11 protein-coding genes are annotated in these 12,837 nt (G+C 68.0%); 5 read left to right on the top strand and 6 right to left on the bottom strand.

Annotated elements, in window-relative coordinates:
• Nucleotides 1-66 precede the first annotated feature (66 nt).
• From ACZ1I2_RS10635 to ACZ1I2_RS10620, 4 genes are all read left to right on the top strand, one after another.
• Nucleotides 67-2,211, top strand: a complete 2,145-nt coding sequence (locus ACZ1I2_RS10635; protein ID WP_465174142.1) for a TonB-dependent siderophore receptor — start codon at nt 67-69, stop codon at nt 2,209-2,211.
• On the top strand, nt 2,211-2,786 hold the full coding sequence (locus tag ACZ1I2_RS10630) for a hypothetical protein (RefSeq protein ID WP_465174143.1): 576 nt from the start codon (nt 2,211-2,213) through the stop codon (nt 2,784-2,786). Before ACZ1I2_RS10635 ends, ACZ1I2_RS10630 begins: the two co-directional genes overlap by 1 nt.
• Complete coding sequence (locus ACZ1I2_RS10625; RefSeq protein WP_465174144.1) at nt 2,783-4,144, top strand: PepSY-associated TM helix domain-containing protein; 1,362 nt, start codon at nt 2,783-2,785, stop codon at nt 4,142-4,144. The genes ACZ1I2_RS10630 and ACZ1I2_RS10625 overlap by 4 nt, the downstream gene beginning before the upstream one ends.
• A 73-nt stretch (nt 4,145-4,217) precedes the next feature.
• Nucleotides 4,218-6,068 (top strand): asparagine synthetase B family protein, encoded by a 1,851-nt coding sequence (locus tag ACZ1I2_RS10620; protein ID WP_465174145.1) that lies wholly within the window; start codon nt 4,218-4,220, stop codon nt 6,066-6,068.
• A gap of 247 nt (nt 6,069-6,315) precedes the next feature.
• Here ACZ1I2_RS10620 and ACZ1I2_RS10615 read toward each other — a convergent pair whose 3' ends face one another.
• The 6 genes from ACZ1I2_RS10615 to ACZ1I2_RS10590 form a co-directional block, all read right to left on the bottom strand.
• Nucleotides 6,316-7,152, bottom strand: a complete 837-nt coding sequence (locus ACZ1I2_RS10615; protein WP_465174146.1) for a sulfotransferase domain-containing protein — start codon at nt 7,150-7,152, stop codon at nt 6,316-6,318.
• A complete protein-coding gene (locus ACZ1I2_RS10610; RefSeq protein ID WP_465174147.1) occupies nt 7,149-8,093 on the bottom strand; it encodes an HPr kinase/phosphorylase in 945 nt (314 codons plus the stop codon). Before ACZ1I2_RS10610 ends, ACZ1I2_RS10615 begins: the two co-directional genes overlap by 4 nt.
• Nucleotides 8,083-8,367 (bottom strand): PqqD family protein, encoded by a 285-nt coding sequence (locus ACZ1I2_RS10605; protein WP_465174148.1) that lies wholly within the window; start codon nt 8,365-8,367, stop codon nt 8,083-8,085. Before ACZ1I2_RS10605 ends, ACZ1I2_RS10610 begins: the two co-directional genes overlap by 11 nt.
• Before the next feature lie 145 nt (nt 8,368-8,512).
• Nucleotides 8,513-9,148, bottom strand: a complete 636-nt coding sequence (locus tag ACZ1I2_RS10600) for a 2OG-Fe(II) oxygenase (RefSeq protein ID WP_465181635.1) — start codon at nt 9,146-9,148, stop codon at nt 8,513-8,515.
• Nucleotides 9,149-9,276: 128 nt separating this feature from the next.
• Entirely contained in the window at nt 9,277-9,987 is a 711-nt protein-coding gene (locus ACZ1I2_RS10595) for a DUF2490 domain-containing protein (protein WP_465169734.1), read from the bottom strand.
• Nucleotides 9,988-10,306: 319 nt separating this feature from the next.
• Nucleotides 10,307-11,137 (bottom strand): DUF1444 domain-containing protein, encoded by an 831-nt coding sequence (locus ACZ1I2_RS10590; protein WP_465169735.1) that lies wholly within the window; start codon nt 11,135-11,137, stop codon nt 10,307-10,309.
• Between the two features lie 268 nt (nt 11,138-11,405).
• On the opposite strand from ACZ1I2_RS10590, the gene ACZ1I2_RS10585 reads away from it, so the two are divergent.
• Nucleotides 11,406-12,719 (top strand): hypothetical protein, encoded by a 1,314-nt coding sequence (locus ACZ1I2_RS10585; RefSeq protein ID WP_465174150.1) that lies wholly within the window; start codon nt 11,406-11,408, stop codon nt 12,717-12,719.
• Nucleotides 12,720-12,837 lie beyond the last annotated feature (118 nt).

Here is a 12,837-nt window from a genome sequence, read left to right as displayed (position 1 = left end):
GTGATTCGAGGGTCGAACGAACCGCGGCGCCGCGCCGGGTTCGCGCGCATATATTGGGGACATGGTTTGACACGCACCGCATCACTGCTTCTCGGCGGCTCCTTGCTCGCACTGGCCTTTCCGGCGGCCGCGCAGACCGCGGAGGAAAAGGTGGAGTCAGGCGACGATATCGTCGTCACCGGCACCTATACGCTGCCCGACAAGATCGACACGGCGACCGGCCTCGGCCTGACGGTGCGGGAGACGCCGCAATCGGTCAGCATCATCACCGCGCAGCGCATCCTCGACCAGAATCTGACCACCGTCGCCGACGTGATCCAGAACGGCGTCGGCGTGACGGTCAATGAAGTCGACGATGTCCGCAACAGCTTCTACGCGCGCGGCTTCGAGATCCGGAACTATCAGGTCGATGGCGTGCCGACCGCCTGGACGCTCGCCGGTGGCGCGGGCGAGACCATGGCCGATGTGTCGATCTACGACCGCGTCGAGATCGTCCGCGGCGCGACCGGGCTGCTCAGCGGCGCGGGCGACCCGTCCGCCTCGGTCAACCTGGTCCGCAAGCATGCCGACGGCACCGATTGGACCGGCTATGCCAATGCCAGCTATGGCAGCTGGAATACCTGGCGCGTCTCGGGCGATGTCGGCGGCGCGCTCACTTCGGACGGCCGCATCCGCGTCCGCGCGGTCGGCCGCTACGAAGAGGGCGAAAGCTATATCGATCTCTACAAGAACCAGAAATTCGTCCTCTACGGCGTGGTCGATGCCGACATCACCGACAACACCTTGCTGCGCGCCGGCATCAGCCACCAGGAAGGCCGGCCGGATGCGCCGACCTGGGGCGCCCTGCCCAGCTTCTACACCGATGGCAGCTTCGCGGTATGGCCGCGCTCGCATACGCCCGCGGCGCCCTGGACCTTCTGGGACACCGTCAACCAGAACATCTTCGCCACCCTGAGCCATGATTTCGGCGGCGGCTGGAGCGTCACCGCCAATTACAACCGGATCAAGAATTCGCAGTCCACCGAGCTGCTCTACCTCTCCGGCCTGGTCGACAAGGCGACCGGCGATATCCAATACGGCTATCCCTACAAGGACAAGGGCAAGAGCATCCAGAACAGCTTCGACGCGCAGGTGAAGGGCCGGATCAGCCTGTTCGGCCGCGATCATGAGCTGGTGCTGGGCGCGCTGCACAGCGTGCAGAACCGCGACGACACGACCTATTCGGCGCTCGCCTTCCTGCCCGGCACGGATTTCGCCACGCTCGGCGGCAGCGCCTATCCTTATCCCGGTTTCTCGACCACCGGCTCGCTGGACGTCAAGGAACGCGTCGAGCAGACCGGCTATTATGGCGCGCTGCGCCTCAACGTCAGCGAGCGGCTCAAGCTGATCGGCGGCGGCCGCCTGTCGAGCTGGAAACAGACCGGCTTCTCCTTCGGCATCACCAGCAATTACGGTGACGACAATGTCTTCATCCCCTATGTCGGCGCGCTCTATGACGTGACTTCGAACCACCGGCTCTATGCGAGCTACACCAAGATCTTCCAGCCGCAGAACGCCGTGGACACCAGTTTCCGCCAGCTCGCCCCGCTCGACGGCAAGGCCTATGAAATCGGCCTGAAGAGCGCCTTCTTCAACGAAGCGCTGCAAACCTCGCTCGCGCTGTTCCGCATCGAGCAGGACAATCTGGCGGTGCTGCTCCCGGGCGACCCCGTCATACCGCCCGGCGGTGGGCTGCCGGTGAGCCAATATCGCGCCGCCGACAATACGGTCAGCCAGGGCTTCGAACTCGAAGTCACCGGCAAGCCGCTACCCGGCTGGAACGTCAATTTCGGCCTCAGCCATTTCAAGATCGAGGACGAGAATGGCGGCCCGATCAACACCGATCAGCCACGCACCCTGGTCAAGCTGTTCACCACCTACACCCTGCCAGGCGCGCTGAGTGGCCTGACGGTCGGCGGCGGCGTCAATTATCGCAGCAAGGCCTATTCGACCGGCGCCAACCCGGTCACCAACGCGGCCTTCCGCTTCCAGCAGGACGGCTATGCGCTGGTCAGCCTGATGGCGCGCTACGCGCTCACCGAGAAGCTGCAGCTCCAGGCCAATATCGAGAACCTGCTCGACAAGACCTATTACAGTCAGATCGGCTTCTACAGCCAGTATCGCTATGGCGCGCCGCGCAGCTTCACCCTCGGCGCAACCTACCGCTTCTGATGACCGACGCGCTCCTCATCGCGGCGAGTGCCAGCGCGGCGGGCGGCAGCGCCACGCTGCGCTTCGCATGGTCCCTGCCCCGGCGCTCGCGCGCCTGGAACAGCCTGGGCTGGGGCCTGTTCGCGCTCGGCGCGGTGCTGGGCTGGCTCAGCGCCGGCGCCTGGGGCGCGGCCGTCGCGTCGCTGTTCGGCATGAGCGCGGCTTTGCTGTTCCTCGCCTACGCAGCCGCCACTGCGCCGGCCACAACCGCCAAAGCCTCCAACCGCCGCGCCGGCGCGCTGCCCGAAGGCGGCGAGCCCTGGCGGATCGGGCGCCGGATCGGCACCTTCGCGATCGTCGTCCTCGTCGCGATGATCGTCTCGGTCGGCCTCGCCGTCGCGGCGCGTGGGCTTATCGCCTGGTCCGGCGCGGGCGACGCCAATGCCAATGTCGCGAGCTTCTTCGTCATGCCGCTTGCCTGGACCCTGCTCGCCTTCGCGCTGCTGATGGAGGAGCGCCGCGCCCGGCAATGGCGTCTGCTTGCGCTGTGCGCCGTCCCCGGCCTGCTGGCCGTCGTCGCCGGAGTGGCGACATGACGGTCGCCCCCGAAAGCTCCACGGTCAAGCGCGCCCTGTCGGCGCATGCCGCGATCGGCCTGCTCGCCGGCATGCTGCTCTATATCGTCAGCCTCACCGGCACCGTCGCCGTCTTCTACGAGGAATGGCAGCGCATCGAGCAGCCCAACGCGCCGGAAATGGCCGCGATCGATCCCCACGCCGTCCAGCGCGGCGTCGCGGCAGTGCTGGCGAGCGAAGCGGGCAAGCCCCGCACCACGCATCTCTATGTCCATCTGCCGGTCGAATCCCTGCCCCGTGCCACCATCACCACCGACAGCCAGGCCGTGCATCTCGATGCCAATGGCAAGGTCGCGGGCAAGGAGGAGATCGCCTGGTCCGATTTCCTCGTCGAGCTCCACTATATCCTCAACATTCCCGGCGTCATCGGCATCACCATCGTCGGCATCCTCGGCGTGATGATGCTCGCGCTGGCGCTGTCCGGCGTGATCGCCCATCCGCGCATCTTCCGCGACGCCTTTCGCCTGCGCGCCCGCGACGCGAACGGCCTCGGCCTCGCCGACTGGCACAACCGGCTGAGCGTCTGGACTCTGCCCTTCACCGTCGCGATCGCGCTCACCGGCGCGCTGATCGGCCTGGCCAGCGTCACCGCTTATGGCGTGGCGCAGCTCAGCTATCGCGGCGATCTCCTCGCCGTCTACGCCCCGATCTTCGGCGCCGAAGGCAAGCCCGACAAGAAGGCCGCGCCCGTGCCCGATGTCGCGACCGCGCTCGGCTATATGAAGACGCATCATCCCGGTCTGCGCCTCACCTATGTCACCCTGCACGATCCGATGACCGCGGGTCAGCATATCCAGATCCTCGGCACGCCCGAGCGCCGGCTGGTCTTCGGCGAATATTACAACTTCGACGGGCACGGCCGCTTCCTCGGCACCGCGGGCCTGTCCGACGGCGCGCTCGGCCAGCAGGCCTCGGCGTCGACCTATAATCTCCATTTCGGCAATTTCGGCGGCCTGCCGGTCAAGATCGTCTATTTCATCCTCGGCCTCGCCCTGACCGGCATCTGCGCGACCGGCAGCTATATCTGGCTCGGCAAGCGCCGCCGCCGCGGCATCGACGAACCGCGCCTGCGCACGATGTGGGATGCCGTGGTCTGGGGCTCGCCGCTGATCCTCACCGCCACCTTCATCCTGCGCAAGCTCGCCGGCAACGGCGTGCCGCTCGTCGCGACCTATTGGCTCGCCACCGCCGCGCTGCTCGTCTCGGCCTGGTTCATGCCCGCGCCGGGGAAGCTGGAGAAGCTGCTCAGCCGGTCGCTCGCGGCGGCACTGCTGCTGGGCTCGGGGCTGGCGGTCGCGGGCTTCGTCACCGCCGCCTGATCGCGCCGCGCAATCTTTAGTGACCGGCCCGGGCCGCCATGCTAGCCGCGGCCGCTCATCCAGAGGCTTTGTCGTGACGATTGCCGGCGCACTCCATTTCGTCGGCGACATGCCCGATATCGCCCGGTCGCTTCGGGCAATGGCGCTGGGCCCCGGCAAACCCCGTCTCCACCGCGAGACCGATATCCTTCTCGGCGCGTGTGACGATGGCGAGATCGCGGTCGAGGGCCCTGTCGTCGCGCTCTTCCAGGGCCGTCTCGATCAGGCGGATGGTCTCCAGGGCCGCGCCGCCGCCGCGATCGCGATCCAGGCCTATCGGCGCTGGGGCGCTGACTTTCCGGCACAGCTGATCGGCGATTTCGCCTGCGCGATCTGGGACGGCGCGACGCGGCGCCTGCTGCTCGCGCGCGATCCGTTCGGCGCGGAGCCGCTGCATTTCTGGCGCGACGGGCGTTCCATCCTGTTCGCGACCGAACCGCAGGGCCTGCTGGCGCTACCCGAGGTGGCGCGGGAGATCGACCGGCGCTGGGTCGCGCGCTGGCTGGCGCTGCTGCCGCAGGACGAGCCCGGCACCGCCTATCGCGGCATCGATCGCGTGCTGCCCGGCCATGTCGCGATCCTCGACGAGGTTGCGGTCCGGCAGGTCCGGACGTGGAAGCCGGAGGAACTGCCGCCCGTCAGGCTGGCGCGCGATGCCGATTATGCCGAAGCCGCCCGCGCGCTGCTGGACGAGGCGATCCGGTGCCGGATCGCCGGGGTCGACACGGTGGGCAGTCAGTTGAGCGCGGGCCTCGACAGTTCGAGCGTCACCGCGCTCGCAGCGCGCCAGCTGGCCGAACGGGGACTCAGGCTGACCAGCTTCACCGCGGTGCCCGTTGCCGGATTCGACGGCGGCTCCGATCGCGATCACCTCTGGAACGAAGGGCCGCTCGCGGCGCGCCTCGCCCGGGCCTGTCCCAATATCGATCATGTCCTGGTGCCCAACCGGACCGGACCGCTGTTCGACACCTTCGATCGCGTCTCCGGCACCGCGGGCATGCCGCCGCTGGTGCCGGTCAACCAGGCCTGGGTCGAAGCGATCGGCCATGCGGCAAAGCAGCGCGGCGTCACCGTGATGCTGAGCGCCGGCAAGGGCAATATGTCGATCAGCTATGACGGCTTCGGATCGCTCACGGATCTCGCGCGGCGCGGCCGGTGGATCGCGCTCGGGCGGCACATGGCAGCGCTGCACCGCGCCGGCCATGGCTGGCGCACGCTCGCCGGTCGCGTGATCCTGCCCGCGCTGCCCCGGCGGCTGCGCCAGCGAACCCGGCGGCTGATCGGCCGGCCGGAGGAGCGGCTGCGCGATTTCTCGGCGCTGCGCACCAGCTTCGCCGACGATCTGGGCGTACTCGACGAAGCCGAGAGGGTCGCCGGCAATGTCGGCCATGACGCCACCAGCCGGGCGGCGCGCATGGCCGTGCTCGGCCGGGTCGATCCGGGCATGCTGTTCCGCGCGGAGCGGCGGCGCTTCGGCTTCGTCCAGCGCGATCCGATGGCGGATCGCCGGCTCGTCGAATTCTGCCTAGCCATCCCGCCCGAGCAATATCTGCTGCACGGCGAAAGCCGCTCGCTCGTCCGGCGCGCGATGGCGGGGATTCTGCCCGATCAGATCCGGCTCGAACGCCGCCGGGGATTGCAGGGCGCCGACTGGGCGCTGACGCTCAATGCGGAACGGGCTCAGATCGCGGCCGAACTCGACAGGCTGGAGCGCAGCCCGCTGGCCAGCGCCAGTCTCGATCTGCCGCGCCTGCGCGGCCTGCTGGACAGCTGGCCCGAGACTGGCTGGCATAGCCTGCACGTCATGCGCAGCTACCGGCTGGCGCTCATGCGCGGCGTGGCGACGGGCCGTTTCCTGCGCCAATTCGAAGGCGGAAACGACTGATCCGGATCAGGAGTAATCCACGCCCGCGTCCGGGGTGGAACCTGGGGCGTTTTCGGCGCTGCTGGCCTCAACGAAGGTGGCGACGGGCTTGTGCCAGTCGCTGAGTGGGGCTTCCGCCGCAGCGGGCTTCGTCTCTGCTGCTTCTTGAGGTTTCTGCACGCTTTACCCCTGTATCTTCCGATGCTCGTCACCGGTAGCGGACGTGTCGCATGCTGTACAGCCGTGTCCGCGGCGTTAACGCCCGTTTTCAATGGATAAACCGCAATTCGCGCATCATCGCGCCGTGATCACGGACGATCCGCGCCGCCTGGGCGGGGGTCAGCGTGCCGGACCACCCGCCCGGCGTGCCCGGGCCGAAGAAGCGGTTGGGCGCATGCGGCGAGGATTCGCGAAACCCCATGCGCGCCTCGGCGGCGGCGAGCCGGTCGAGCCTGGCCGCGTCGATCGCCCCCGCCAGACGCGCCGGGTCGGCCGCATGGCCGAACGCCCCGGCAATCGCCGCGAACCCCTTAACCGGCGCGGCGACCAGATCCTCATAGCGGATGAGCGTGAGCGGCAGGCCGGAACCGAGCCAGCTCGCCGCGTGCCCGCTCCAGCTCGACACGAGCTGCGAGACCTGCGGCCGCAGTCCCGTCCTGCTCGTGCCGAGCGAAAAGCGCGGATGAGCCATCGCATCGATCGCCTCGTCGATCGTGAACCCGAAATAGCGCGCGAACGACACCACCACGTCGCGCGGATCGCGCACGATCAGGACGACCCGGTCGATCCGCTCGCGGGGAAAGGGCGGTTCCGCCGCGCCCGCCGCCGGCAGCCAGGCGTCGTGAGTCTTGATCGGAAAGGCGCGCCTGCCCGCGGGAAGCCCGGCCCGGTACGCGATTGGGCGCAGACGCCGTTCCTCGTCGGGAAGCAGGTCCGAGGTCTCGATCTCCAGCGCATCGTCGATGAACGCGCGGTCGGCCGCGATCGGGCCTTCAAGGGCGTTGAGATCGAGCGCGTCGTCCCCGCGCACCAGCGCCGTCAGCACCGCGCGCACCCAGGTATTGCCCGATCGCGGATAGGACGCGATCAGGCCGACCCCGCTCATGCCGCGACATGCGCCTCGATCCGCCGCACCAGCGGGTCGAGCCCAGTCAGATCGGGGCCGCGCGTCAGGCGGTGGACGGCGGTCGCGCCGACGATCTGCCCGACCGCGGTGAACAGCTCGGCCGCGCGCCCCCAGCGCAGCGCCGTCCGCTTGCGATAGACCTGTTCGTGCAGCGCCATCGCCGCTTGCGGGACCGCCAGGCGCATGATCTCCGCCCGGCCGGCGATCGGCGCGGCGAGCGTCTGGAGCAGATAGACCGATTCCAGCGGGACCGGGGTCGCCTGGAAGTCCGCCGGATCGCTGAACCGCAGATAATATTTGTTCTGCCCGAAGCGGTTGGCGTGGAGCCCGTCGGCGGCGACGCGCATCGCCTCGAGCGAATCCTGCCACAATTTCACGCGCGGAAAGGCGGGGCGCACCACCGGCCCGCCCGCCGCGCCGGCATCGATCGCGCAGACATCGTCGGAGACGAGCCGGTGCCCGCGCCGGACCAGGGCGGCGGCAAGCGTCGATTTGCCCGCGCCGGAGACGCCCGAGATCGCGATCGCCCTGCCCGCGACGACCACGCACGACGCGTGCAGCGGGAACAGGCCGCGGCGGTGGCACAACAGACCCAGCATCGTGCCGAACAGAAAGGTCCGCACATCGGGGCTGTCCACGTCGATGTCGGGATCGATCACGATCTCATGATCGCTGCGCAGCCAATAGGTCGCGACTCCCTCGATCGAGAGGCGCGCCTGCCGCTCGGCATTGACCTGCAGCAGGGGCGAGACGTCCTCAGCCTCCGCCAGCCGCGGCGGGATCGTCCCGCTATGGATCAGCAGGTCGGGCTGGCGATCGTCTCCCGTCCAGGGCGCGAGCTCGGGCATGGCGATGCGGGTGCGCACGCGCCAGCCGCACAGGAACCTGTCGGCCGGCATCGCCCCGACGTCAGACGACATCGATCAGCCCCCGGGCGTGCAGCGACGACAGCAATTCGAGGACATCGGCGGCGATCAGGGCGCGATCGGCGCGATAATCGGCGGCCAGCGCGTCGCACAGCGCGTCGATCGTCATGGGCTGGTCGAGACGGCGCCAGATGTCGCTGCCGATCGCGTCGAGCCCGCAATAGACGCCATTGTCGACGCTCATCATCAGGATGGTGCCGCCCGCCTCGGTCGCCAGCTGCTTGCGCCCCTGCGCCACCCGGTCGGTGAGCTTCAGAACATCGGACATCTGGATCGGGACCTCGCTCGTCGGGGTACAGGAACAACCCGCGACGGGGCTTGTCCCGCGCAATCAAATACTTCTCCCGCGATGGCAACCCAAGGCACGGATTTTTCGGGCGACACGACGCGCGACGGGTCAGGCGACCTGCGCGTCAGCGACCATTCTCCCAGCGATGGCGATACCAGCAATTGATCGCGAAACGGCTGTCGAGGAACGCGCCGGACGGGCAGGATACCGGCCGCACCTCATGCGGTGCCCAGGCCGGAAACAGCAGCAGCAGGTCGCGATCGGGCGCGATATCGGCAAAGGCGCGCCGCCCGTCCGGGCCCGGCGCCATGGCATGCAGCCGCAGCGCGCCGCCCGAAAAGCCCTGTGGCCGGCGGTGGAAATAATGGACCGCCGCCAGCACGCGTGCCGTCGCCGATCCGGGCCGGTCGGTCGCGGTGTCGATATGCTCGCGGTAAAAGGCGCCGTCGCCATGCTGCACCAGCTCCAGCTCCAGCGAATCCAGCCGGATCGGCGGCAAGGCCAGGTCGCGCACCGCCTCTTCCAGGAGGCCCCGGAAACGCGCCTCCACCTCGGCCCGGAGATCGCCGAAATCGCGCAACAGGCGCGACGCGCGGATCGACCGGTCGACGCGTTGCTCGCTCAGCCGGGTCGTCTCGAAATCGCCTTCCCGCGCCGCGACATGCGCGAGCAGCCGCTCGACGACCGCCTCGCCGAAAAACCGCGCCACCCGGCGATGCGGCGGAATGTCCTGAAGGGGATTGGACGCGAACACAGGCACATGCCCCTAGCCGTTAGCGGCCTGGAACTGAAGGTCTTCCACTACAAAACTGCCGTCATGCTGAACTCGTTTCAGCACCCAACGCTCCACAAGCGTCACGTCGGCCGAAATAATGTCGCGCGCGCCCGTCAGTCGTTGATGTGCGCCCCGGCAAAACCGCGCAGGTTGATCGTCAGCTGCAGGTTCAGCGCATGGTCCATCTGCGCGCGGGCGCCGCTGCGGCCCGGACGATATTGGTTGAGATACCCGATATCGGTCGTCACCGCCCGCCCCAGCGGCAGGGTGACCCCCACGATATTGCGCATCCGCTCATAACCGCTGCGCTGCCCCCAGCTGGTGCTGTTGGGCAGGAAGAAGCTCTCATGGCTGGCGAACAGCGCGACGCCCTTGTCGCCGACCTCGTGATTGTAGCGGATCAGCGGACGGATGCGGAAACCCACCTCGCTACCCCGCGGGTTGAACCGCTCGTCGACGCGGAAACGCGTGGTGACCGGCCCGAACGTCCCCACCATCTGCTGGCGCAACCGGTTCTCGTCAGCACCGCTATTGCCGTTATGCGCCCCGACCCAGCGATAGCCGAACCCCAGCTCGATCTTCTTCGACACGCGATAGCCGAGCAGGGCGCCGAATTCGGTCTGGTACAACCCATCCTGCCGGTCGCTGAACCGCGCGATCTGCTCGAGCGTGACGCGCACCCGGTTCGCGAGCGGCACATTGGTGTTGACCTGCAGCCAGACCTGCTCGTCCTCCTGCTGCGCGCGCGCCGGCGTCGAGGCCAGCGCGAGCGGCAAAGCGGGAAGCAGGCGGCGCAGGGCCGGGCGTCGGGAACGGCTGGGCATAAACGATCCTGATGTCCTGAATCCGAAGGCCGTTCGATACATATGTAAGTCCGTCATGCTGAACTGGTTTCAGCATCCAAGGCGCAACGACCAATGCCGCCGCTTGTGGAGCGTTGGATGCTGAAACGCGTTCAGCATGACGGCAGGTAAACGAACCGCCGGTTCGGGACACTAGCCGCACCCCATCCGCCTGTCATCCGCCGGTGCTCCCGCGAGCGGGGTGGATACCGGCGGTTGCCGGAAGCAGGCGCGTCACGGCTTCCCATCTGACGCGCTTCCAACAGGCCTGACACGCCGGCGCTACGCGTAAAATTACCCCTTACTTTGCCACCACCCACCCCTGCGGCGACCACCGGTACACATAGGGCGATATCCCCCGCCCCGCCGTGGCGAAGCTCTCCGCCACCAATTTTTCGATCTTCCGCAGGTCCTTGCCCGGCGCGACGGTGCCGATCAGCACATTGTCGTCGGACGGAATGGCGACGAACAGCCGTCCGCCGGTGGCAAGCGCCAGCGCCCGCCACCGCTCGGGTTCGAGCATCATGCTCGCCCCATAGTCGATTCCCGCCACCACCAGCAGCTTGCCCTCGACCTCGCCGGGCTCGGGCAGCTTGGGCAGGGTTGCCAGCACCTGTCGCGTGGCCAGGGCGATGGCGTCGTCCTCGCCGAGCCCAAGTTCCTTCAACTGGGCATGACCGGAGATCTTGGTCGTATTCGGGTAATCCGCGCCGAGAATCACCGAGACGCCCTCGGCAAAGGGTCTGGCAATAGGTGGGTCCGCCTTGCCGCTGGTCCCTTCTGCGGCATCGCCGATTTCCCTGGCATAGGCCGCGGCATAGTCACTGGAGCGAATGAGCAACCGGAGCTGCGCCGGCTTGATCGCCTCCTCCATCGTCAGGGCCTCGGCGATCCCGCCCAGGAAATGCTGTTTCTCCATCGCGCAGTCCGCAGCGCTGTTGATGTCGCAAAAGTGCTGGATGCGATCGAGGTTGATCTGCATCTCTTCGCCGGCGGGCGGTTTGATCTTGATGGTCAGCGGGTCGGGCGTCGTTATTTCAGCGCTCGGCAACGCGGCCTTGATCGTGGCGATCGTTTCGTCGCGCAGGGTTTGGGCCTTTGCAGCGGTCGCGGAGGCACTTGCCAGCGTCACGATCGCGAATAACGTTGCCGTTCCGATTGTCCGCATGCTCGCCCCCGTACCGACATGATCGCCCTACCCGACGACTCATCTGCCGGTAAGCAATCGGTTCTACTGCCGGCACAGGTCGATACGAAGCGCTTTGACGCCACCGAACTCGGTGGCGGTCCCTTCGATGGGGTAGCTGGGACAGGCGTGCCCGACGCTCGAATGCCCAAACGGTCCGCTCGTCCCGCACCGGTTGCGTCTCCGGCCGTTCCGGCCCTAACCTGCCCGCGCCATGCAAAGACCGATCGACGCCACGCGACGCACGCTGTTCGTCTGGATCGCCCTGGCGACCCTGCTGGCCTGGGCCGTCGTGATCGCCGATCTGGCGCGCGGCGGCCGGCCCGATCCGCCGTCGCTGCGCGCTGCGGCAACGCTGCTCGACGGCTCCTGGCGATTCCACATCGGTGGCGATCCGCACTGGGCAGACGCCAAAACGGACGACAGCGATTGGGAAACGATCGACCTGACCGCCACGCCCGGCAGCCATGACGGCGATGTCGGCCTGCCCGACTATGTCGGCGGCTGGATGGCGCACGGCCATCCGGGCTATACCGGCTACGCCTGGTACCGGCGCGTGGTGACGGTGCCGGCCGGGCGCGCCTCATGGGACATGCTCGGGCCGACGCTCGTCGAGGACGGATACGAACTTTATTGGAACGGCAAGCTGCTGGGCGGCTCGGGCAGGCTCGGCCCGCCTCCGAGGGTCGTCGGCACGCGACCGATGCGCTTTGCCCTTCCGGCCGATGCGGCAGGCACGCGCGGCGTACTCGCCGTCCGCACCCTCATGCTGCCCGGCTCCACGCCCAGTGCCGAAGCCGGCGGCCTGCACAGCCCGCCCATCCTCGCGCCCCGACCGGTCAGCGACGGGCTTCACCGCGCGCAATGGGAGCGGACGATCGCCGGTTATATCGTCGACGCGATCGAGCCGCTGGCGATGTTCCTGCTCGCCGCTCTGGCGCTCTGGTGCCGGACGCGCAGCAGTTTCCGGGGTTTCCTGATCTTTGCCGCCATCGCGCTTGCACTGGCGGGGGTCCGCCGCCTCAATAACGCGATCACTGCCTGGACCGACCTGATGGACCTGCCCACCTACGCGTGGCTGGCGACGTTCATGTGGATACCGACGGTGGCCGCCTGGGCGCTGGCGTGGAATCGCTGGTGCGAGCGTCCATGGCGCATCATCGATGTGACGGCGCTCGCGCTCGCGGCCGCCCAGATCGTCGCTGCCGTGACGCACGCGACGAGCGTGACAAGCGCCAGCCGCCTCGGATCGATCGCGCTCTTCGTCGTCATCGGCGCGCGCATCGCCCTGCGCGGGCCGATGCGGAGTCACGCCATCATCGCTCTGGCATTGACCACCCTCGCCTTCTTCGGCGGCGAGTTGCTGGACCCGATCGGCGTGCCGGGCATCTGGTTTCCGTTCGGCATCGGGGTCTCGCGGACGCAATATATCTACGCGGTGCTCATTCCGGTGCTGGCGGTGCTGATCGCGCGGACTTTGGGCGATCGGCGCGCGGCTGCGAATGCCGGTGGCGGCGCAGGTATCTAAGAGCGTGCAAGCACGACCGCGCGCTTCGGTCAATTGAGTGGTCTGTCACCGGAACCCGCGGAGTAATTCTAACGCGATCGTCGCGGGGCGCTGCCAAGTCGCGTGGCGTGACGCCGCT

This window comes from Sphingomonas sp. BL-S-29 (assembly GCF_055521495.1).
The sequence above is the reverse complement of the archived record's forward strand: the minus strand, read 5'-3'. Positions and strand labels throughout refer to the sequence as shown.